We start from the raw sequence: 24,069 nt of genomic DNA on the forward strand, positions 1-24,069 counted from the left end.
TGTAAGCGTAGTCTCCAGCCGCAGCCTGAGTCGCCCTGAAAGTTTGGTGTCACCTAGTTCGCGCAGGCTGCGGAACAGTTGGGTTATCACATCAAAGCTACGGCTGCGCCGCAGCACTCCAAGGGGTCGAAGCTACGGCTATGGCCGCCGCACTCCAAGGTGCTACAATGGCGAGCGTTGTGCGTTGTGGGCCGGATTCCTGATTCCTGATTTCTGTTTGCTGACTAGATTGATTCATGCCGACCCCGTTAAACGTCTCCGACCAGCCGGCAACATCCGCTGCCAAAAAGACTAAGCAATCGAATCAGTATCCACTGCGGGCTCCTCGGTTTTGGCATGGTATGCGAGCCGGATTGTGGTGGTCCATGTTGGCTCGCAACGGGTTTCGCGTTTCACCCAGTCGACTGCATTTGGCCTTTGGATGCAGCGTGTTTACGCCATTCAATGACTTGCTGGGGCTGGTTCAACATGTGGCCTACGGCAGTCGCATTGAACGTACTGAGCTGGCGGCGGACCCGGTATTTGTCCTGGGTCATTGGCGTAGTGGCACGACGCTCATGCATGAGCTTTTGGTGCTGGACGATCAATTCGCCTCGCCGTCGACTTACGCCTGTTTCGCGCCTTGGCATTTCCTGGTTAGCGAAGCGATGATGGTCAAGTTCGGTAGTTGGTTGATACCCGATAAACGGCCGATGGACAACATGCGCGCCGGGTGGCAATTGCCGCAAGAGGACGAATTCGCGCTGATGAACCTCGGAGCCCCCACGCCGTATTTGTTGATCGCCTTTCCGCAAGCGGAACCGCCATGGGCCAACTTCATCGACATGCGGGGTGTAGAACCGAAAGACTTGGCTCGATGGCAGCGGGCTTTCAACTGGTTTATCAAAGCGTTGACTTTCAAGCACCAGAAACAGCTGGTGTTGAAAAGTCCGCCGCACACCGGCCGACTAGAAGAGATTCTAAAAATGTTTCCCCGCGACAAGTTCATTCATATGGTGCGCGATCCCCGTAAGCTGTTCGCCTCGACCTTGAAGCTATGGCTGTCGCTGGCCGACGTTCAAGGTATGCAACCTTTGGAAGATAATGCCAAACTGCGAGCCTACATCTGGGATTGTTTGCAGCGCATGTACGCCTCGTTCGAAGCGGCCCGCTCACAAGTGCCTGCCGGACATTTGATTGACGTGCACTATGAACAGTTGATCGCTCAGCCTGACCAGACCATGTCACAAGTCTATCAGCAACTGCAGTTAGGCGACTATGCGAAAGTTCGGCCACTAATTACCGAGCGCTTCGCCAATGATAAAGAGTACAAAGTAAACGAGCACCGCATCGATCCAGAACTGGAAGCTGCGGTGCTCGCGCATTGGGGTGACTACGCCACCAAGTACGGCTATGGCGAAGATTGAAGATTGAAGGGCGTGGTTGGAAGTTGGTTGACGGACGACTTCTATTTGTCTTTGCCTTTACCTTCTTTGCCTCGGTTCTCTCGGCCTCCAGCCCCTACTCGTGGCGTGTTTGGCGCCGGAGCCCGGGCGGCTGGCTGCGGTGTGCGGCTGGCTTCAGGTCGTCTGGCGGTTTGACGCTGAGACATGTCGCGCATCTTATTTAGGTCCGCTTGAATCGGATTACCGCCTCCAACTTTAGGCAGAATTCGCGGCGTTCTACTATCGTTGGCCTTGGGCACATCCACCTTGGGAGCATTGGTTCTGGGGGCAGGAACCCTGGGTGCAATATCGTTCTTGGGAACGTTCACATTCGGATTGCTCCTGGGCACGTTCACGTTGGGATTGCTCCTCGGTACGTTTACCCCGGGCACGTTCAATTTTGGCGCCCCATTCTGAGGTGCATTGAGGCCAGGCGTTTTCACTCCAGGTAAGATCTTGGGCGTATTGGAATTGGGCGTATTTGGAAAGCCCGTGTTGGGATCGAAGTTCGGGATTGTCGGTCGCTTGACATTGCCAGGTATCGCTCCCGGAGTGGAAGGACCAGGTTGAGCATCTCGCCCTCTACCTCCCGATCGATTGCCAGGAACGTTCATGTCGCGATCTGTGCCTGATCGATTGGGAGCTGACCGATCGGTAGGTAAACGATCGGTAGGTAAACGATCGGTAGGTAAACGATCGCGTTGGCGATTGGTGTCGGGTTTTCGATCGGTATCTGTTTGATTGTCCAGCGGATTAGCCAATCCAGGTAGCCTGTTGCTCCGAGGTTGTATATCGCGACGGAAATCGGAATTGCCTGGTTCACGGCCGCCGGTTTGTCCAGGCTTGTTGTCTGGATTGCTGCCGGCACTGTTACGGTTACCGGCTGATCCACCCCGACTGCCTGAGGATTTGTTTTGGTCGACAGCCGATTTGTTCTGATCAGCAGCTGCTTGTTTGTTTTGCTTACCAGACGTTACAGAACCTAACCTGGTACTCAAGTCAGTTTGCGGCAACTTCCAAGCACGATTGGGTTGCCCGCTACCTGGTCGATCATCATTGGGCTGGCCCTCTCGATCGCGGTTGCCATCGTCACGATTTCCATCACGGCTTCCATCACGGTTGCCATCACGGTTGCTATCGCCACGATTGCTATCGTCACGATTGCCGTCACGATTGCCGTCACGATTGCCGTCACGATTTCCATCACGATTTCCATCACGGCTTCCGTCTGGGATACTGTCTCGATCGCGATTGCCGTTGTTGCGATTGCCATCGTTGCGATCACGATCACGATCACGATCACGGCCGACGTTGTCAGGGCCGTTACCGTTGCGGTCTCCGGGCCATCCTCCGCCGGGTCGTTTGCCCGATTCGATGTCAGCCCGATCGCGGCGCAGTTGACGCGCAGGGTCCAGTCCCTTTTGCAGGCGCTCACGCTCGTTATCTTGCAAGCGAATTAGCTGGTAAGATTGATTGTGGAATTGGTTGTTCTTGACCAGCGCGGACAGTCCCAAAGCCTGCACGGCGATGTTGTCACGGTTGCGATGCTGTTGGCGATTCCAGTTTTTCTGCTGCAAAGCCAGGGTGCGTGGCGGCTGGAAGTCGGGATTGCTCGCGTAGTAGCTGTGCATACGCGACAGTCGATTCAAGTAATCTGCATCGCGTCGCTGCGTACGATAGTAACCATACAGCGGATCATACAGTCGCGATTGCTGGGTAAAGGTCACCCACGGATACATCGATCGACCGAGAAATCGGCTGCTGTAGTAGTTCCCGTAGTAGTAGTGGTTATAGCGCGGGTATACGAACAGGCTGGCCAGCAGACTAGGTCCTGTGGATACCACGTACCAGGGGCGGAATCGATAGCTGGGTGCCGGTCGCGACCAATAGACTGGACAAAAGACTGTGCCACGATCGGCAATCTGGTAGTCCCAATAACCAGCGCGGTAGATACAGCCCCGTGGGGTCCATACATAACGTTCGGCCACCCACACCCAGTCAGGATACGATACCGCCCAATAGCCGGCTCGCCATTGATAATCATTGTTGGCGTAGTTCCATTGCCCAGGGATCCAGAAGTAATCGTCACCTGGCGCCGGTGTGCTCGGTTGTGCGTTGAGTGGTTCTGGGGGGACGGGCAGGTAGGCAATCTCGTTACTGGCAGTCAGTGCCCAGAAGCCTGAAATCCACTGAAAGCCTTCGGGTACTTGAGCCCAATAGCCTGGAATCCAATTGCGATCAGGCGGAGCTTGGCGCCAGATGCCCGTGATCCATATGAAGTCATCGCGATCCGGATCCCAACCCCAATAACCTGGGATCCACATGATATCGTAGCCATCAGGCCGATACTCGGGTGGTACCTCGTCGATTGCTTCTGGTGGAGCTTGGGTAACGATCAGGCCAGCAGTTGCTTCACCCGTAAACTGTTCTGCATAAGCTTCGTGCAGAGGACCGGTTACCAATACTTCAGCCCCATCAGGCAAGCGATCGGCTTCCGGTGGCAAATCATCCATGATTGCAGCTTGCGGTACTGGTGGCAGATTGGGACCACTCAATTCCAGCTGCTGAGCTTGAGCAACACCCACCCAGCCACACAGGCTGAACATAAAAAAGGCGGATAAGCTAAGGCGAGTCATGGCAGTTCCCCCGGCAAACGACGAGCAGCGTATTCTAGCGATCAGAAAATACTGACCAAAGATACGAACGCAAATGTTATACCGAAAGTCACCTCTCCAAGGCTTCGCCTCGGGGAGGTCGAATCGAGGCTTTGCGAGATTCGGGAGGGACGAGTCCATGACGCTTGAGTCCAACGTAGCGCTGGGCCCCCTCCCGCCGACGACGGCTGAACGCCGCGTCGGCGACCTCCCCCGCTGCGCGCAACGCTGTGAAGCATTTTAACTTGCAAAAACTGGGCTTCCATAAATTGCCAAAGGATGAAAAAAGGCCAGATTCCCCCAAGCACTAACTGAAACCTATCAGTCAGAAAGGAATCTGGCCGTGAGTCGCAAGCAACGAGCAAAGAATAGATCACGAGTTATCAAACGTAGGGCCAAACTCGAGCTGGTCAAGAATCGTGCATTGTTCAAGGAGCTCGTGGAGCTCATCCTTCCCTCAGGAGCATTATTTGCCAAAGGCCAGTTCCATGGCAATGCCACTTGGCAGGGAGAACAGTTAGCCGCACAAGCTTTGATTTGGACATGGCAAGAGTGTAAGAATGTGACCGATTCATTTGCCCAGTCGATTGAGACTTGTCATGGCTTGGGACTCACGAAAATTGCCCGGTCTTACACTGGGATGATGAACGTATTGACCAACAACCAGGAAGTTCTCCGAATTGGCATTCGCGCTCGCCTTCATTTGCTGGCGAAACTGTGGGGAGATCGTTTTTACCGCACCGATGGCTGGGTACTAATGGGCTTTGACGGTTCTAGAGCGACGGTACCACGTTCGGTTTCAAATGAAGAGGCATTCTGTGCGCCTAACTACGGTAAGGGAAAAAAAGCCCGTTACAACGACAACAAAGCGCAGAGGCAGAACAAGAACTCCACGTCGAAGAACAAGCCACGCAAGAGAGCCGAAAAGCCTGCACCGCCAGAACCGCAAATTTGGATGACAATGGTGTGGCACATGACTATGCGATTGCCATGGACCTGGCGGTTCGGGCCTTCTAACTCCAGTGAGCGTCACCACGTTCGCGACATAGTTGAGCAAGAGGAATTTCCGACAGGCACCCTATTCACTGGCGATGCAGGTTTCGTTGGTTTTCAATTGTGGAAGTCGATTGTGGAAGCGGGGCATGACTTCCTAGTACGAGTCGGGGGCAATGTAAAATTGCTCAGTCAAAACACGGATTTTAGAACGCAGGATGATGGAACGGTTCTGTGCTGGCCTAAAGACCAAATGGATAAAGGAGTTCCGCCACTGCGACTTCGCTTGGTTCGCGTAACGGTTGGAAAAACGAAAATGTGGATGCTGACCAGTGTGTTGAATGAGGACGAACTAACCATCGAACAGATTGCAAACTTCTACAAGCAACGGTGGTTGATCGAGGTCGAGTTTCGTGGGCTGAAGCAAACGGTCGACAAACAAAAACTTCGTTGCCGCAATCCCGAACGATCATTGGTTGAAGTCGAGTGGTCTTTAAACGCGATGGCATTGGCGGAACTGTTTGCAATGCGAGCCCAAATATCAGCAGCGACGAAAGAAAAGAAAAAGAAAAAAGACAAGAAGGAGAAGAATCGAGACTATACCCCCAATGACCGCAGTCTGGCAAACACGCTACGAGTATTGCGCAAATACATGCGTAACTTGAATGAGAGTAGCCAACCAAACCAGCTAACGCTGGATCTGATCAACGCAGTAGTACAACGATATAACAACACCACCGACAAACGCGCGCGCCATAGACCCAAAGACGCTGAAAAGAAATCGCTGGGTGAACCAACCATTCTCAAATTGACTTCTCGGGAACGGAAGAAATTAACGGAACTCGAACTCAAAAACGCCGCATAAAATGCTTCACAGCGTTGCGCTGCGCGGGGGAGGTGACTGTCACCTCTCCAAGGCTTCGCCTTGGGGAGGTCGAATCGAGGCTTTGCGAGATTCGGGAGGGGCCTGGGCGATGGAGGTGGTTAGCACCGCAGGAGTATTGCCTGGTGCCTTGCCCCCTCCCGCAGACTTCGGCTAACGCCTCGTCTGCGACCTCCCCCGCTGCGCGGTGGAGGTGGCTGCGCGGTGGAGGTGAATACCGTCTCAAATCCACGACAAACGTATCAATTTGACTCGCTATTAAACGCCGAACTTTCGCAGTTTGCCTTGCAGACGATAGGGTAGACCCTGGATCCGAATGAAGCCTTCGGCGTCGGTTTGGTTGTAACTGCCGCCCGCTTCCATGGTGGCGATACCTTCGTCGTACAAGCTGTTGGGACTCTTGCGGCTAACGACCATCACGTTGCCCTTGTACAGTCTCAATCCAACTTCGCCCGTGACGACTTGATGGGAATTGCGAATGAAGGCCATCAAGGCATCGAACTTGGCCGAGTACCAAAAGCCGTAGTAGACCATCTCGGCGACAATCGGGCTGAGCGTATTGCGGAGGTGAACCAGGTCGCGATCGAGCGTCAATTGTTCCAGCTGCGCGGCAGCTTCATACAGCAGCGTCATCCCAGGCGCTTCATAAACACCACGGCTCTTCATGCCTACAAAGCGATTCTCGATCATGTCGATGCGGCCCACGCCGTTGCGGCCGCCGATTTCGTTTAGCTGCTCAACGATCGCCAGTGCACTGGCGCGCTGGCCATTGACCGAGACGGGTACGCCTTTTTCGAATCCGATGGTGACGTCTTCAGGTTTATCGGGTGCCTCTTTGGGACTGACCGTCATTTCGAATTCGACCAGTTCAACACCGCACACGTCCAAGCGTTCCAGTTCGCCAGCTTCGTAGCTGATATGCAATACGTTCTCATCCGAGCTATACGGCTTCTTGGCAGTGGCTTTGATCGGGATGCCTTTGGATTGGCAGTAGTCGATCATTTCCGTGCGACCACCGAAGGCATCTCGCCACTCGGAGGTGCGCCACGGAGCGTAGACTTCGATATCCGGTCGCAGGGCTTCGGCGGCCAATTGAAAGCGGCATTGATCATTGCCTTTGCCAGTTGCCCCGTGGACATACATGTTGGCCCCAACCTCCTTGGCCACGTCCAGGCAAACTTTGGAGATGAGTGGTCGAGCGATACTGGTGCCCATCAAGTATGGGCCTTCATACTTGGCTTGCCACATCAAGACGGGAAAAGCGAAATCGCGGCAGAGTTCTTCGCGGGCATCGATCATGTGTACCGACTTGGCCCCGAGCTTGACGGCCTTGTCCTTCATGACTTTCCGGTCTTCGCCTGGTTGACCCAGGTCAACGTACACGGCATGGACTTCCAGCCCTCGGTCGATGAGCCAACCGAGCATGGTCGAAGTGTCCAAACCGCCCGAATAAGCCAACACACATACCGTCATAGCCTGTTCAACCTTCAGTTTCATCGAAAAAATAAGCGTGATGTAGCCGCCCAGCCCGCGGTGGCAGAGGCGGCTAGCCTGTGTCAATATAGTAGCCGGACTTGCCGAAGTTCAGAAGGCCTTAGGCAAAATGACCACCCGTCCATGACGAAAGCAGATGTCTCGGTGACCGACCCCATTTTGGAAGAGATCAAGAATCGCTGGCTCCCGGAGCTCGAGGCGGGCCGAACTTCGTATTCCGCTTTGGCCGAACGCATTTTGCAGCTGCAGCATCCAGGCGGCCAAGCCTACGAGGCCGACACCGACCGACAGCGGCGCTGCGGCCACGGAGAAGTCATCTTCGGACAAGGTAAATCGGCCGAACTGATCGCCAAGATCGCCGATCGACTGCTGCACTCTGGCCAACCAGAGGTTTTGGTTACACGTGTCGAGCCCACTGCGGTTCGTGCGGTCTGCAAGAATTTCGCGTTCTCGCGGTACGACATGCTGGGACGAACTCTGCGTTTGCGGCGCGATGAGTTTCAAACCCCGAGGCCAGTCGATACGCGGGTGGCGGTGGTTTGTGCCGGCAGTACCGACTTACCGGTAGCTCGTGAAGCGCTCGAAACATTGGCCTGGATGGGCATCGCTGCAACCAGCATCGTCGACGTCGGTGTGGCGGGGCCTTATCGACTCCTGGCGCATATCGATCAGCTGCGTCGATGCGTAGCCATCGTCGTAGTTGCCGGCATGGAAGGTGCTTTGGCCAGTGTGATGGGTGGCCTCGTGCCTTGTGCGGTCATCGCTGTTCCCACAAGCGTAGGCTACGGCGCCAACTTGCAAGGCATCACCACTTTGCTGAGCATGCTCAGCAGTTGTGCCGCCGGCGTTACCGTCGTTAACATCGACGCGGGTTTCAAAGGCGGTTACGTAGCCGGCTTGATCGCGCAAGCCTCTAGTAAGGAGTAGGAGTAAGGAGTAAGGGGAGTAGGAGTTCTCACACTGCGTAGCCACCGTCGCCAGACGGTGGACTCGGGGTTGGCAGCGAAAGCCACTGTTTGGCGGCGGTGGTTACGATCGCACTAGGTCAATCTGAACGCGCTGACCGATTTCGCTGTACGATGTCGTACTCGTACTCCTACTCGTACTCGAGCATCACGAGGACAGTCGAGTAGGAGTAGGAGTAGGAGTAGGAGTAGGAGTAGGAGTAGGAGTAGGAGTAGGAGTAGGAGTAGGAGTAGGAGTAGGAGCGGAATGCGTCAAGCATTTCGAAGACAATAATAGTTTATGTATAAAGTAATTCAGCTGCACCAGTTTATGTGATAGCCCTCGCCAGCGCTTCTGGTGGACGTCACCTGTGTTCCCACTTCAGAAACGTTTTGCATGTCAACAACCTTGGGTCTGCCTACACATCCGTTACCGAGCCTACCGCCCAGAGCGGCTGATGGGCACAAGGGTTCGTATGGTCATGCCTTGGTCGTGGGCGGTTCGCGAGGCATGGCCGGTTCCATTTCACTGACTGCGCGAGCTGCACTGCAAACCGGTGCAGGCCTGGTAACTCAAGCAGTACCCGATCGCATTGTCGACACTGTGGCTGTCCTCAATCCATGTGCCATGACTTTGTCTTTGGCCGAAGATAAAGATGGTCGCATCGTGGATGCAGCTTATTGGCAACTGGCTGAACGCTTTAGTCGTACTACCGCTATCGCCCTGGGGCCTGGACTGGGGCGCAGTCAACTCTTGCAACTGTTCACGCGGCAGTTAATTGAAGATGCACCGTTGCCGATGGTGGTCGATGCCGACGGGCTGAACAACCTGGTCGATAGCGGTGCATGGCCAGCCACGACTGCCGCTGTAAGGATCATTACGCCTCATCCTGGCGAATGGGCGCGACTATCGCAAGTCGCCGTCAAAGACACCGACGCGCAGCGCCGTGCGGCCATTGAATTTGCCAGGCAGCATAACGTTATCGTAGTGCTCAAAGGCCATCAAACGCTGGTGACGGATGGCCGCAGCGCCCACTTAAATGCAACCGGCACGCCCGCCATGGCCACCGGCGGCAGTGGTGATGTGCTGACCGGTATGATCACGGCGCTTTTGTGCCAAGGTCTCTCGCCACTGGATGCCGCTCACTTGGGTGTTCATGCGCATGGCCAAGCCGGTCAAAGAGCAGAAGCCGCTACCGGGCAGCGCGTGGTCTTGGCAGAGAGATTGATTGAGTTTATCCAAGTCTGAAAGTCGTAGCCACCGCTGCCAAGCGGTGGATTTTGTCGCCTACGAAGAGTCCACCGTCTGGCGACGGTGGCTACGAAGAGTTCACCGTCTGGCGACGATGGCTACGAAGGGTCCACCGTCTGGCGACGATGGCTACGAAGAGTTCACCGTCTGGCGACGATGGCTGCCTATCGTGCGTGGCTCTTCAGCATGGCCACCAACTCTTCGCTGGCGCGATCGATCGTGACAGTCGTCTCATGGCCACTGGCATCGCGAATGACGCAGTGCACTTGAGCGGCAGCGGCTGGCGCTCGTGGCTGTAGTGCGGCGGACTGTGGTGCGGCTGACTGTGGCCCCTGAGCAAACTTTTGATCGGGCCAGTAATCATTTGATGCTGAACGTGGTTGATTGGCCGATGCCAGTTGGACTTGAGCAGTCTGTGGGGATTGTTGTGAAGGTGAATCAGCCGGATCGCGTGGCAGCGAATCTAGCTTGAGGGCCGCCACATGTTGATGGATCACGGGCAGCGATGCATAGATGCCTTCATCGTCTTCGTTGTCGGCTGCGTTGCATACTCCGATCAATTGTCCACGAGCATTGAACAGCCCGCCGCCACTGCGTCCCAACACCGGCGCGCCGGCGATTTCGATATTAGCTGGTCCGAGATAGCGGTTGATACGTTTGATCTGCGTGTCGCGGCGCGTGGGATCGGCTCCTTGGTCGCAACCAAAGCTGAAGGCTTGAGCGCCGATTTCCGGAATGTTATTGGCATCCGCGATCGGCACCGGTTCGATGGCGATTGGGCATCGAAACTCAATTAGACCGATGTCTCCTTGTTCCGTCGTATGCGACACAGCCAATGCGGGCACGTTCAGCGTGCGACCGCGATCGAAAACATCGACCGTCAGCTGGGCGTCCTGACCGATACCACGAAAGATGTGACCGCATGTCAGCACCAGAGCTTGATCGCCATGCACATTGATCACCGTTCCGGTGCCATAAGCGATGGAGTTGGCATCTTCGATCTTAATGCGTACAGTAGCTCGTTGGGCTCGCTCATCGGTCGATAGTCCCGAGCGCACGGGAGCCTTGGATGACATGCTGGCCAGCGTTGCAGATACCGATGGCTGCGGTGCACCGCGACCAGTTGCAGCCCGCGCAGCTGGCGCATCGAACTCCGTCATCTCCAGCGTGGATCCACGCGCGTCGTTAATCGCCAGCGCACCACTATCTGCGGTGGGCGATTGGCCGCGCACAGCCATCGGTTCAGCTGTTCGCAGCCGATCGTTGTGGGCGCTGCGCTCGTTACGTTCGGGGGCCGAGCCCGCCATGGCCAGCAGTTCTTGCGAATTGGCCGGTTTGATCGGGCTGGTCTGGTTTTGTGAGACTTGTTGCAGTTGCGCAACCAGCTTGGCATGGCCCAGTGTACCGACGATGCGATGGACGATGCGCCGGTCCTGAAGCACAACCAGTGTCGGCAAGGAAGTTACGCCGAACGGCTTGACTAGCTCGGGATGCTGCTGCACATCGACTTGTTGAAGCTGCCAACCTTCACTGGCCAACTGTTCCAGCACCGGTTGCATGCTCTTGCACGGTTGGCAACTGGCCGAAGTGAAACTAACGATCTGCAACCGACTGTCGGCCGTTTGGGCTGAACAATCACACGCTGCGAGAACGCCCATCGATAAGGCTACAAAAGTAGCCATGCGAATCTGAGCCATGGTATCCCTTCCGATGGCAGCATGAGCACGCGAGCGGCTCGATGCTTGATCTGTACTATATCTCAACAAGTGCTAGCATTGACAATCCATTGTCATGCTGTGCCGACGGCGCGGTAGCCACCGTCGCCAGACGGTGGACTCGGCTGAGTAACCTAACGCTAGCATCCGGGCGACTGCGCGCTTGTCGGCCGGAGTGTGTCAGGACTTGTGAGATACTACAAGATCAATGTTCCGATCAACGCGGTGACGGAAAGCAGATGACGACTTGCGCAAACCACTCCATGCCGATTGGACCAAACGCAAACAAGATATCGTCAACCGTCACGGGTGGATCTAATCGAAGGGTCTCCCCTTCTCCCCCAATGAGTACATTGAGAGAGAAGGGGGGCCCTACGGTTAGCCATTACTTTATGTGTAAGTAACGCGACTTGCGATCGCATCGAATCTCGGCTTCGAAGATGCATTTTCCGCGTCCTATCGCAGGCACCCTTCAAAATAGCCCCATCTGCGCCCTACTTCTTTAGTGTGGAGCTAGGTTCGGCGCAGCGTTCTCAGGCTGCGCGTCAGTTCATCGTCTTGATGAGCAATATCGAGAATTTCGTCGGTGCTTTCGGGATCTACTCCGCGACAGCAATCGGTCAACTTGGCAATCAAATCATCCAGCCGATCTTCCCATTCTTCGGGTGTGCTCTCGATCGGCGGGATCGCTGCCATCTCTTCTAGGAGCAAGATCAATCGCAACAAGTGTCGCAGCAAAATGCCTTCTTGCTTTTGAAGCCCGTAGGCCAAAATGTACTTGTTGAAGTTGCCGTCGAACAGCAGCACTTCGCCCGCGATCCAAACCGGTTGCGTAAAGACATCGTGCACACGAGGGAAGTCGTAGTTGAACAGGCGACGAAGTTTTTCACCGATCGTCAGGATGCGCGGTGGCAGGGGAGCGAAACCGCCGCGGCGGCGCTCCTCCTCTTCATCATCGGGATTGACCCCAACCAATTCTTCTTGCGTGGCCAATCCCAATTCCAAGAGTTGATTGTCCAGCCGCGTGGTGGCTAGTGGACCAGCCGGCAGTTCTTCCAGCGGTGGCACGCGCACTAGTCGAGCAACATTGCCGGGGACCTCCAGCGCGCTCTCGAGAGCGGCCAGGCGTTCGGCATCATCCGCAATCGCCAGGTGCCCAGCCAAGAAGACGCCATACAAAGGATTGATCGTGCGCAGATGTACGAGCAAGTCGAGTCGTTCGGTGGGTGTGGCTAGTTCCGGGCGATAGTCATCCAGATCGTATCCACGACTGGCTTCCTCTTCGCGCTCACGCAGTTTGGCCAGCGACTCCGTGCCGCTATCGTGAGCTTCATCATCGCTGTCATCTGGACTAATGTCTCCAGAGTTAGCGCTGGCATCGGCAGCCGAGCCTTTCGATTCTTGAGCGCGAGCCGCGGCTGCGCCACTGACCAAGTCGCCTAACCCGGCCGAGGCCAATAGACCGCGCGGAGCTGGCGGAGGTAACGTTGCCCCCTGCCCTGCCGAATTTTGCCCTGACGCTCCTTGTCCTGCCGATGGATTCGTATTGGATGCGGGCTCACGGCGCTTGGGAACCGGTTTAGGAGATAGTTCGACGTAGCCGGCGGTCCAGAGCGTAATCAACATTTGATTGAGCTGCTTATGAGCTTGAATCATCATCGGACCATCTAGCAGTCGACGGCCAACCAGTTGTCGAAGTGGCTCGACTTGCGGCGACTTGAGCAGCAGGTAGGCCAACAAGCGCCAGGGCAATTGACCACGGCTGGCCAACTTCGCCGAAGGTGCGGCTCGCAGTTTGTTGAATTGATCTTCGGTCCAATAGGTTTCGCCGTCGCGGCGTTTGGGCATCTTCTTCTTGAGTGCCTTCTTGGCTTTCATCAGTCCGGGATCTTTGGTGTCTTCCGGGATCGAATCATATTTCTCGCGCCATCTGAGCAGTTTGACGTCGTCTTCGTGGGCCAGCGCGTAGACGAAACCTTCTTTGTCGAACTGGGGCCGGCCAGCGCGGCCGAAGATTTGATGCGCCGCGCTGGGTTCGATGACTTTACGTTTATCGCGCGGGCCTTTGAGAATGGTCGGCAGCACGACCGAGCGGGCTGGCAAGTTAATACCTGCCGAGAGTGTTTCGGTGCAGACGCACACGCTCAGCAACTTGGCTTGAAATAGTTGTTCAACGATGCGTCGATATTTGGGTAAAACGCCAGCGTGATGCACGCCGACGCCACGCTGCAAGATTTGTTTCAGCTTCGGTCCAGCGCCTTGAGACCAATCGTACTTCTCCAACTCGGTGGCCAAGGCGGCCTGCTGAGCTTTGTCGACGACCTTCTTGCCTTTGAGCAGTTCGGCAACTTGCCAACACTCATCACGATTGAAACAGAAGATCAGGGCCGGTGTGCGTCGAGCTTCCAGGCTGCCTTCGACCATCTTCTCGATCCACTCGTCGAGCGTATGGTCACCGACCCATTGAAAACTCAGCGGCACTTTGCGATCGGTGCTTTGCACCAGTTGCAGACGGCGATTGCAACTACGTGTCAGCCAGGAGGTGAACTCGACGCTATTGCCAACGGTCGCGCTTAGCAGCAGGGTTCTAACATGCGAGGGCAACAGACCTAAAGACAACTCCCACACGATGCCCCGCTCAGGATCGTTGAAGCTGTGAAATTCATCCATGACCACCGAGGCCACATCCGCAAAGTCGAACGATTCGGGTTGGAGCAAACGATTGAGCAAGATTTCAGCGACCACGACCAGCACTGGGGCATCGCCATTGACTCGGCGATTGCCAGTTACCAACCCGACATCGTTTTCAGAGTAACCCCACCGCACGGCGGTTTGTTTCAGTTCATCGAACTTCTGATCGGTCAAAGCGATCAGAGGTGTCGTGTAGTACGTACGTTTGCCAGTTTTCAGCGCTTCATAGATGGCTGCTTCGGCGATCAGTGTCTTGCCGGTCCCGGTCGGAGCGCACACCAGTACACCTTGCTCGGCGGAGAACCAGGCGACGATGGCTTCCTCCTGTACCGGATACGGAGGAAATGGCAGTTGTTCAAAATACTCGTAGGCGATTTCGTCGCGGCTGGCCATTGGGGACGGTAGTTTCTTCAAAGTTGGGAAAGTTTGAGTCAATCTGAAATTTGCTAGCCCAAGGCGAATTGGCGTTCACTCTAGGGTGTCCGGCCAGCGATTTCCTGGAATATACGCGTGTTTTGCCGCGGTTTTTCCAAGCGATTTATCGGTGCGGTCCATAATAGAGGTAGATGCCCAAATGGCATGTGAGCAGTTTGGCACTGCGTTTGCAAACACCTGCTGCAGACAGTTTACAGGATTCTCGCTAGCACGGAGGTGCCCAACATGCGAGCTCGCAAACGCCGTAGCGTTTTCAATACCATCTCGGCCGCAATGCTCGAAGTCTCCATCATGGGACTATTCGTAATCCTGGCACAACCCCAGCTTCGCGATGCGCTGTTCGAATTGATCAACCCAGGCTCGGTGCCCACCACGACCGCGGTTAAAGGCGAGGCCTTGCCGACAGCCTTGAGCGTCAACAACCTCGAACGCACTGTACACGCAGTACTTAATAGCCCAGTAGGCCAAGCGTTCGGTAAAGCCGTCGAAGAACAATTGGCTGACGAAAATCTAAATCAGATCGCCAACGTGGTCGGACTGCCCTTGCCCAGCACCTCAGCCCAGTTGACCTCAGCCCAGATGACCTCAGCCCAGATGACCTCAGCCCAGATGACCTCAGCCCAGTTACCACCCCAAGTCGATGCTAGTCAACGCGTCACACGCTATGCGCCGCTGGAGCAGTACGAGTCATTTCGCATTAGCGTGCCTTCGACTTCGCCACAACCAGTTCACTCACAGCCAACTCGAACTGAACCAGTTCAACCGGTGTCGACCTACTCAATGCCCACTTACCAACTATCCCCAGTGCGTAGCCACCCAGCAGTTCCATCGCTCCAACATGCAGCAACACGGGACCAATTAACGCAGGAGCCATCAACCCAGTTAGCGCCCAATCAGTGGAACATTGCTTCAGCCAATCAATCGCCTGTGCCACCGCTGAATTACAACAACTGGGCCCCCATTCATTCCGCGCAAACCAGCTATCGCGATATCTATCCACCACCTTACGGAACTCAGAGTCAATGGAAGTGATCGCGTTTACTGAATATTCTTCAGCAGTGGTTGCCTGAGCGCAACTACGACGGCGATCAGACTGGCGGTGGAGCCCACGGCCAGGACGATCGCGAGCATGATTAGCGGCTGGCCGATACTGGCCGAGCCACTATTGCTAAGCATGTACGGCACCAGTGCCACTAAAGCTGCGCCCACACCGATGATCAAACCGCCGATTAGCAACAAGCTGGATTCGGTCATCAACAGCGCAGCCAACCGCCAGCGCGAAAAACCGATGGCTTGCATCAGGGCTAATTCGCGTCGACGTTCAATGACACTGCGAATCTGCACGATGGCCAGTCCCATCGTGCCCAGTAGCAAGCCCAACGCGCCGATGGCTTGAAAGGCTGAGATGTAGGTGTTCTGCACGGCCAACAGCTTCGTGAGGACCTCGGCTGATGAGGTTACGTCCAACCCTTGGTCGCTCCAACCGTTCTCGATGGCGGTAGCCACGGGCTGTTGATCCTGCTGGTCATCTTGAATTAAAAAGTATCGGAAGCCGCTGATTTCAGGAAACACAAGCGAGAAGTTGTAATCGCTGATCAGCAGTTTGCCTTGCATGATGCTGTTGGATAACAGGCCTACTGTGCGGAAATGCAGTACGCGATCATCCAACTGAATACGTGTGATGGCATCCAGCGATGCACCTTGATGCAAACTCCACGCAGCCGTGTTCATATCGAGAATCACGGGAATCGGGTCGGTCTCTGAACCAGTGCCTACTTGATTGAGGGCTTGCCAGGGACTTTCGTAGGTCGTGTTGGCAGCAGCCCATTGGAACCGCTGACTCTCAGGCAATATAAGTTGATGTTGATGTAGCGCATTTGGCACGCCCAGGATCGTAGGTTGGCCAACTTGGAACAAGTTGTTGCAACTGGCGTCTTCGCCCGGACGCTCGCGAAACGACAAGATTGTGGCCGTGCGCAAGGTGTTAAAGTCATTTGCACTGAGAACCTCTTCGCGGGCTACTACCGCACCCGGGTCGCGATAGATGGGCAGCGAACTTTCGCCAATCAATTGAAATCCACCGCTGCCTTGGAGCGTCGGGGCGATCTGAAAGACACTCATCGAAGCAATCAAGAAACTAGCGACTGCCAGAAGTCCAATCGTCAAGATGCTGCGCCACAAATTGCGACGCAGGGCCGACCAGGCCAGGGACCATAAGCCTGCATGAAACGGGAGTCGAGCTGCCTGGGCGGACGAAGAATGATCAGCAGAAGAGCTCGCAGGCGACAATTTGGGTTCGGGAATTTTCAGCAGAAAAACGGTGGCCGCCAAGGCCGCGCAAACCATCAACATCCCGCAGCCAAAGAACGCGCCGGCTTGCGCCATGCCAGTTAAAGTAAAGCCCAGGGCTAACAGTCCAAACGCGCCGAAGAACAAGAATCCAGCCAGCGCCATCGCTGCTTTGGCCGTCGCATCGTTGGATAGACTTAAGGCATCCCACTGTCCACGCAACAGGCCTAGAGGCGTCGAGCTTTTTAGTCGGCGCAGGCTCCACCAAATCGTCGCTAGCGATGTCGCGCCGCCAATGGCCGCTCCCAGCAATAGACTCTTGATCGTCACATGATAAGTCAAGAAGGAACCGCTGATGGCCCCCGCCCACCAACTCTGCAGACCGGCAATCATTAGCCAGGCGTAACCCAATCCGCCCATGGCGCCCAGCACAAGACCCAGGGCCATAACCCAACCCGATTCAATCAGTAAGAGCTCTCTGACTCGCGATTGTTCAAACCCCACCGCCAACAACAAACCCCATTGGTTCGAACGCTGCTCGATGCTTAAGCGAAACAGCAGCGCCACCAGCATTAGCGCCGATACGATTACGAAGAAGCTTAGAGCAAGAAACAAACCATCAAACGGAGTTGTGCCCGACGCGGCTTTCAGTTGCATGGCCCGCATCGGCAACAGTTGCATGCCTAGTCCGGCCTTGGCCCGCAACATGGAGTATTGAATGATCTTGCGCAGTTCGGCTTCGTCCAATCCACTGGCGGCCAACTGATCGACTTCCAAGCGAATACCGGTGGCGTTTCCGAACCGACTACCAAAGCTTCTTACGGCCTGCGGGTAACGCATGAAAATTTTGGGAGTCAGTCGATAGTCACGCCAGTAATCGTCATCCGCTTTGGGAATCTCGCGCGTGAGTTTAAACGGCAGGTCCCAATCGGAAATCGTATCTTGGTCCGTGATACCAGGCACGATCGGCGTAAAGCCAGGATCATTTGTCTTGGTGGGCGCTCGGGCGAAGGTTGCCGGACGATTGCGCACGTAACCTTTGTCAGGCGCGGTCATGTCGACAATGGCGTTGACGGTCAAGTCAACGCTGGTTTCGATTTCGCGACCTTCGACTGTTTCGGGTTCAAAGAATTTCAGCCGAATTGTGCTACCGGGTTTGATATCTAGTTGTTCGGCCAGCCAAGGACTGACGGCGCATGCGTTGGGCATCTCTTTCCAGAATTCGCTCACATGATCGACCACGGGCAATGTACGTTCCCAGTCTTCCAGGCCCGTGACGATCGAATAGGTAACCATCTTGGAAGACTCGGCATTCTGTCCAACTACGGTTCGAATTTCATTGACCAGGTAGCTCAACACTCGAGCCGGATTGAGATTGTACGAAGGCATCTGCAATTCGCGCATTAACACGGACATCGTCAAGTTGTCCATGATCAATTGATCGCTCGAGATCTGGTAATGATCAAAGATCGTTTGCGGTTTGGGATCTGCGCCGGGTGCAAAAGTTTCGCCGATGGATTCGTCGGGAAAGACTCGCGTATGTCGCGTCAGTTTGAGGCCATAGTCGCTAATGCTGGGCGTGATGCGCGCGTTCAGTTGATCGCACACGCGATGGGCATCGCTAACCGATTGCCTGCTGAGCCGTGATAGATTTTCGGTGGCGACCAGCAAACCAGCGTTGACGCGCTCAGGTTGTTCGAGCGCATCTTGCAAACTAGGGATATGTACAAAGATATTACGCGTCGGTTGCTGACTGGCGCGGAAATCGAGGTCAGCCACTGTCTGGGCAGGCAGAATAGAGGCCACGCGTTGTCGAGGCAGACTGGCCGAGGCATCGTCGCGACGGCCAAGTGGACTATCGGCTGGTACACCCGTGCCTTTGGGTAAGCGAATGGTTAGTTCGTCGCCGACCTTGGCATCCAACTCACCGGCCAACGCCGCACTCAGGGCCACTTCGTCGGGCCCGAGTTTTATGGATTTGAGCTGCTGGTCGTTGCCTACCAATTGCCAGAACTGGTCGGTAACGCCCAAGACCTGAACATTGGCTGCGCGGCGCATGCCGCTAGCATGTTTCAATTCGGCAGCCGAACTGGGTAGAATAATCGCAGGCAGTAATTGGTAGCCAGGTAGCGGTTTGGTTGACTCCGGTGCGAGCAATTGATCGGAGAAGAATCGTTGTGCCAGCATGACGCTATGAAGATTGCCCCAGCGCTGGACGATGATGTCTTGCAAACTGCCGCGCACCGAATCGCCCACAACCAGCGCACCGAGAATCACTGCCGTCGCCGCCGCTATGCCTAAGGCCAGTGCCAAATGCAACGCGCGAAAAGCGGAGAGCGATCTCCATACCAACGTTTGCAAGTCCGGCAGTGATCGCAAACTTGCGACTTGTCTCTTAGTATCGTCAGACGAAATGGTACTCACCCTGCGTATCTTCCCTTTTACGGATTCGTCAAGCGACGGTGGCCAGGCGATGGTCGACTAATTTCAAACAACGTGCTGCGCGCGACGAGAGCGACTCACTGTGGGTCACCATGATCAGAGCTGCACCTTCGCGGCGCGGCAGATCCAAGAGCAGATCTGCAATGCGATCGGCCGTGTCGGCATCCAGGTTGCCTGTGGGCTCATCAGCCAGTAAGAGTTTCGGTTGATGGAGCAATGCGCGGGCTACTGCCACGCGTTGTCGTTCGCCGCCACTGAGACGACCAGGAACGTGGCTAATGCGTCCGCTGAGCCCAACTTCATCGATCAAGCGTTCGGCTCGCTGCGCCAGTTCCTGACTGGGACGACCTTGAGCGATCGCTGGCAGCAAAACATTTTCAAACACGCTCAGTTGAGGTAGCAGGTGATGATCCTGAAAGACAAACCCAATCGATCGATTGCGAAAATCTGCCAGCCCGGCAGCGCTCAATGCAAAAGGATTGACGTTATCGATTTCAACTAACCCGCTGGTCGGCGTGTCGAGCGTTCCCAAGATGTATAGCAGCGTCGACTTGCCCGATCCACTGGCCCCTACGATCGCCAGGTTCTCACCCGCGTCGAGTGTCAAGTTCACTCCATCCAGCACGTCCAACGTTTCCGCTTCGGTTACGAATTGTTTCTTCAAGTCCTGTACAACCAGACGTGGCATGTTTGTTCCTAAGTAGTAGTCGGTGTAGAGCCGACCTTTCCGAATTCGATAGGGCGATGACTTGACCGCAGCGGTTCACGTGGGTGACGAGGGCAACTGCTGCGCCACCTTCGCCGCTGAGAGTTAGCCAGCCTGCGTGTCGATTTCAGAAAAACCGAGCTACGCTATTTTCACCCTTTACGGCTGTTCAAACAACCACTGGTAAAGAAGGCCCAGCCATTTGGCGTGCGGCGCAGTGGGCGTGCGTTCAGGACGCTCGAAAGCAGCATTGCGCAAGCGAATTGCATCTGGGATCAGCACAAGCGTCCCATGTCCCGAAGTTAATTGCCAATGGTTAAGCGGCTGGTTTCGCCAAAGCACTTGCTGCTCTGCGTCGATATTCAACTGTTGTAAACATCGATCGCGCCAGGCAATTTGAACCTCCGTAGGCTCGGTTGATGGGCTGGATTGATCCACGGAAGGCAGCAAAATTATTTTGCCACCGCTGGAGAGAATCTCGCGTTGCCGCTGGATCAGGCGGGGATCTTGTATGTCGTTGTCTGCAGCAAGCAGCAATTGGCGACCCATCGGTTCTGGGTGCGAAGCTTCTTCATGCGCGCTGATCCAAGTCCAACGATTCAGCCAGCACCAGAAGTAATAATATTGAATTGCGTCAGTACCACCCCAATGAAATTGACCACGCGTTAATGGTTCCCAGCACTGAACTTGCCAGGTGCCCGGTGGCAGCTGGGGCTGTGCATTGCGATCGGGCTGCTGGGAAGTGATCTGATCAAAGATGGATTGCTGGTCGAGGGCAACTGTGGAGGCAGTGGTTGTGCGGGGTAAGCGCGATGTGAGCACGTGATCCAGCTTTATTCCGCCTGCCCAACTACAAGCGTTCAACCACAGTCGCCAATTGTCAGCGTAGCTGATTAGCAGATCGCCCATCGCATTTTGATCGCTGATGATCACCACGCGACCTTGTCCAACTTGCTTGGCCAGTACGATTCCTTGCGCGCCTTGTTCTTCGCTGGCTGAATACTTCATATCACCGAATAGTCCGATGGGGCCTTCGGCATACATGGGCGTTGCGCCCGCATCGGCCCAGGCTTGCGGGCTCGTTCGCGCCACGATCGATGGCCCAACGACGCGACCTCCGGTTTGAATGGCCAGATATTTGACCGACTCGGTTACTGGATGCGGCTCGAAATGACGGACCAACAACCAACCCTCACCACTAGGAGTCAGCAGGCTATTGGGCTCGCGTTCACACACCGTTTCGAAGGTAGGGATCAGCCCCAGTCGTTCCCACAGCGGCAACAAGTGATACTGGTGGTAGTAACAATTCGAATGGTCGGTGATGAAAATGATTCCGCCACCCTGACGCACGAAGTCGACGACCGCTTCAATCTCGCTGACCAACCAGGGCGGACGATCGGCACTGGGCAAGTTTAAGATGACCAGCTTGACACCGCTCAGCCGCTGAGGCGTGATCGGTCCGATGATCAGCTCTCCAACTGGCACCTGGCGATCGCGCAGGAGTTGCGCCGCGCGCTTCAGGCCGGTCAGATGGTGGTAGCTGTGCTCACCGGGGATAACGCCGCGATCGAGAAAGTTGTGGGCGTGATAGCTATCGAACAGTACAGTTGGGTTGGGCGGGTTGGCAATCGCCGGCTCTTGAGCTTGCGCTAAGATGGCACCAGTCGCATAGACCAGCAGTGCCATGGTTGTACAAGAGGTCAGCTTACGCGTAGATGACGTCAGCGACTTTGAAGAGCGTTTCGATGCGGCGAAAGCCCATGCGTTCATATAATCGTACAGCCGCCGTATTTTGAACGGTTACTTCTAATTGAACATGAGTGCAGCCTACCGAGCGAAAGCCGAGCAAGGCGTTAATCAGCAGCGCTCGCCCCAAGCCGCGATCGCGAAACTCCGGATGCACACCCAAGTTTTGGATCGCACCTTCGCGTGGCGAGAGCATCAAACCTTGAACAGTTCCACAAGCTTGCCATGATGTCGGCGTTTGGTAGCAGGCCAGCCAAGTTGCTTCGGGCACAAAGTTGGAACGCGAAGAAATTTCGCGCATCAGCCGCGCACAGCCTTCGCGTTCGCCAAGACAGGGAAAGACGTGAGAATCGATTTCTGAGCGAAAGCTTTCCCACTTTACCAGCGCATGCTCGCCGGTCAGGCTCTCTGACCAAGGCTTTAACTCAAAACCTTCGGCCAACACAGGTTGGTCTAGCTCAACCTGCCCCAAGCGGGCTTCCATTTTATAACGTTTAAAGTAGGTCAATCCCATGCCGTAACTCTACACGCCAAACAGCCCCTGGGCAAGTTTTGTGGGCTCTGGATCTTCGTTTGCACTCTGGGCAGAGCGGATGCTCAGCCCGGGCCACCCCAAAAACGAGTCAACCAGGGCGAGGTCCACGGATTCTGCCAAGGCACATTGGCTGAATAGATACTGATGACCAAACACAGGACCACGATGATCTGCGCCAGGCTGATCCGCGGTTGGAGTCTCATCAGGCCATGAGCCACCAACCAGCACCATAGCGGCGCGAACCAATGCATCCAGCGGAATCCACAGCTTACTCCGCCGTAGTTGCGATCCTCCAACGGCCTGGCCATGTAGAACGCAAAACAAACAAGGCTGGTCGCGACGATGGCCAACATCACTTGAATGCGCAAATCAAAAAGTCGTCGCCAAAACGGCAGAGCGGAAGTTTTCCAAATGGCCACGACGCCCAGCGGAATGAACAGCCACATGGGCGTCAGCGAAAACAAACCGTGATGGCCGAAGGTTGCATGCAATAGATACATCCCACGACTGGGCTCGCCCAGGTCGACACCCTTTTTATTTTCTGGGTACCAGTAGGAATTAGGATAATCGTACCAATCATCCCAGTGGTGGATGTTGATCGACTGGTCCGCAATGGTCAGCGCGAATCGGAATTGAGTCGCGCTGTCCCATAGCTCGTAAACTCCCGCGGTCCGCGACGCTTTCAACTCAGCCTGCGGACTCAAGTTGAAATCCTTCGTCTGCAGCATGCTAACGATCTGCGAACGTTGCTGCGCGACTCGCTCCATCTCGGACAAGCCATTAACAGAATCATCCAGTGGCAATTGCGTTACCAATGGTCCGACTGTGCGATGGGCATATGGTGGCCGCAGATCGCCATGCGCCCAGTAATTGACGAGCGCAAAAGCCACGGCCAGCGGTACCATGCCCACGGTTATGCCCATGAGCGTTTTGCGCCAATCAACTTGGATCAGCAGCGCGCCGACGGCCGCAGCCCAGGCCAAGGCAGGCAATTCGCAGACCGCGCACATGCCGGCGGCAAAGAGAGCCAGAACGAAGTAGCGGGCGCTGGTTTGGCCCTCATAGATGATCTGCAACACAGCCCACAGCGATACGCCGGCAGCTAGTGCACCGGGCAAATGATTGTTCAGCGTATTGGCAAAGGTACTGACGAAAGTGCCCCACAGCATCAGCAGCATGACGACGGTTAAGGTCCACCAATGCATGGATTGTCGCTGCCAATACCTGGCCCACATCCACCAAAACAGGCCCAGTGGCAACCAGTTGACCAGCAACAAGACGATGCGTGCCACTGTAAATGGGTAGTTGAGAATATTCAGACCGGTCGCCAAACGCACCACACCATAGACGCTGGCGTGCATGGCCAGCAGTAGTGGCGGCTTGCTACTGTAATAGTGTTGCCGACCATCGCGGCCTCGATGTCGTACCTTGTCGATGGTCCCCCAAGTTCTTCTGCCCGTCTTGGGATCTTTGCGATCGGTAATATTGTCGATCTCAAAGCGACCATAGTTGCCCAAGGCTGCTACACCGCACCAACGACTGCGATCGTTTGCGCTATGAAAAGGAGTCTCGCCCGTGGACGAGCGCGTCGTGAGAATGCGCTCGGCTTGAGCCACCAGGGCTACCACAACCAGCAGGCCTATCCACCAGGTTGAAGTTGTGGAGGATTGTTCGGACATGGGCTTCGGAACCGTAAAAAAATAAATGACCGGGCTTATCGTAACAGGTTAGTTTGATCTCAATCCTACAAAATCGAACGTTCACGGCTAACGCAAATAGTTATCCGAAAAAATACTCTTCAAGCCGGAGTTGTGAAGCGATCGATTAAATCGCGACTCATTTTACTACAAGCTCATCAGGCCTACA

Annotated in this window: 14 protein-coding genes; 5 read left to right on the plus strand and 9 right to left on the minus strand. The window is 55.3% G+C overall.

Annotated features, from left to right (window positions below; genetic code table 11):
• Window positions 1-236: 236 nt before the first annotated feature.
• Window positions 237-1,406 carry a sulfotransferase family protein gene (locus tag SH573x_RS06840; RefSeq protein WP_479353583.1) on the plus strand — a complete coding sequence of 390 codons (1,170 nt, stop codon included), beginning with the start codon at window positions 237-239 and terminating at the stop codon, window positions 1,404-1,406.
• Between the two features lie 41 nt (window positions 1,407-1,447).
• On the opposite strand, the gene SH573x_RS06845 is transcribed toward SH573x_RS06840, so the two are convergent.
• Window positions 1,448-4,060, minus strand: coding sequence for a hypothetical protein (locus SH573x_RS06845; RefSeq protein WP_479353585.1), 2,613 nt, complete (start codon window positions 4,058-4,060; stop codon window positions 1,448-1,450).
• A 457-nt stretch (window positions 4,061-4,517) separates the two neighbouring features.
• Between SH573x_RS06845 and SH573x_RS06850 the strand changes: the two genes are divergently transcribed.
• Window positions 4,518-5,936: a transposase gene (locus tag SH573x_RS06850; protein WP_479349103.1), complete on the plus strand. Its 1,419-nt coding sequence runs from the start codon at window positions 4,518-4,520 to the stop codon at window positions 5,934-5,936.
• 276 nt (window positions 5,937-6,212) lie between these two features.
• Here SH573x_RS06850 and SH573x_RS06855 read toward each other — a convergent pair whose 3' ends face one another.
• Window positions 6,213-7,451, minus strand: coding sequence for an argininosuccinate synthase (locus SH573x_RS06855; protein WP_479353587.1), 1,239 nt, complete (start codon window positions 7,449-7,451; stop codon window positions 6,213-6,215).
• Window positions 7,452-7,571: 120 nt separating this feature from the next.
• Here SH573x_RS06855 and larB point away from each other — a divergent pair, with 120 nt between their 5' ends.
• Both larB and SH573x_RS06865 read left to right on the plus strand, forming a co-directional pair.
• Window positions 7,572-8,375 (plus strand): nickel pincer cofactor biosynthesis protein LarB, encoded by an 804-nt coding sequence (larB, locus tag SH573x_RS06860; protein ID WP_479353589.1) that lies wholly within the window; start codon window positions 7,572-7,574, stop codon window positions 8,373-8,375.
• Window positions 8,376-8,789: 414 nt separating this feature from the next.
• Window positions 8,790-9,641: an NAD(P)H-hydrate dehydratase gene (locus tag SH573x_RS06865; protein ID WP_479353591.1), complete on the plus strand. Its 852-nt coding sequence runs from the start codon at window positions 8,790-8,792 to the stop codon at window positions 9,639-9,641.
• Between the two features lie 167 nt (window positions 9,642-9,808).
• Here the strand turns inward: SH573x_RS06865 and SH573x_RS06870 are convergent, their stop codons facing one another.
• Window positions 9,809-11,341 carry a trypsin-like peptidase domain-containing protein gene (locus tag SH573x_RS06870; RefSeq protein ID WP_479353593.1) on the minus strand — a complete coding sequence of 511 codons (1,533 nt, stop codon included), beginning with the start codon at window positions 11,339-11,341 and terminating at the stop codon, window positions 9,809-9,811.
• A gap of 531 nt (window positions 11,342-11,872) precedes the next feature.
• Entirely contained in the window at window positions 11,873-14,443 is a 2,571-nt protein-coding gene (locus SH573x_RS06875) for a DEAD/DEAH box helicase (RefSeq protein ID WP_479353595.1), read from the minus strand.
• Window positions 14,444-14,710: 267 nt separating this feature from the next.
• On the opposite strand from SH573x_RS06875, the gene SH573x_RS06880 reads away from it, so the two are divergent.
• Complete coding sequence (locus SH573x_RS06880; protein ID WP_479353597.1) at window positions 14,711-15,517, plus strand: hypothetical protein; 807 nt, start codon at window positions 14,711-14,713, stop codon at window positions 15,515-15,517.
• Between the two features lie 6 nt (window positions 15,518-15,523).
• On the opposite strand, the gene SH573x_RS06885 is transcribed toward SH573x_RS06880, so the two are convergent.
• The 5 genes from SH573x_RS06885 to SH573x_RS06905 all read right to left on the minus strand — a co-directional run bounded on the left by SH573x_RS06885 (window position 15,524) and on the right by SH573x_RS06905 (window position 23,882).
• On the minus strand, window positions 15,524-19,198 hold the full coding sequence (locus tag SH573x_RS06885) for an FtsX-like permease family protein (protein WP_479353599.1): 3,675 nt from the start codon (window positions 19,196-19,198) through the stop codon (window positions 15,524-15,526).
• Window positions 19,199-19,226: 28 nt separating this feature from the next.
• Complete coding sequence (locus SH573x_RS06890; protein ID WP_479353600.1) at window positions 19,227-19,904, minus strand: ABC transporter ATP-binding protein; 678 nt, start codon at window positions 19,902-19,904, stop codon at window positions 19,227-19,229.
• Between the two features lie 177 nt (window positions 19,905-20,081).
• Complete coding sequence (locus SH573x_RS06895; protein WP_479353602.1) at window positions 20,082-21,608, minus strand: hypothetical protein; 1,527 nt, start codon at window positions 21,606-21,608, stop codon at window positions 20,082-20,084.
• A gap of 19 nt (window positions 21,609-21,627) precedes the next feature.
• A complete protein-coding gene (locus tag SH573x_RS06900) occupies window positions 21,628-22,182 on the minus strand; it encodes a GNAT family N-acetyltransferase (protein WP_479353604.1) in 555 nt (184 codons plus the stop codon).
• Between the two features lie 83 nt (window positions 22,183-22,265).
• Window positions 22,266-23,882 carry a hypothetical protein gene (locus SH573x_RS06905; RefSeq protein WP_479353606.1) on the minus strand — a complete coding sequence of 539 codons (1,617 nt, stop codon included), beginning with the start codon at window positions 23,880-23,882 and terminating at the stop codon, window positions 22,266-22,268.
• Between the last annotated feature and the right edge of the window lie 187 nt (window positions 23,883-24,069).

It is taken from the genome of Rania fehmarnensis (assembly GCF_056494185.1).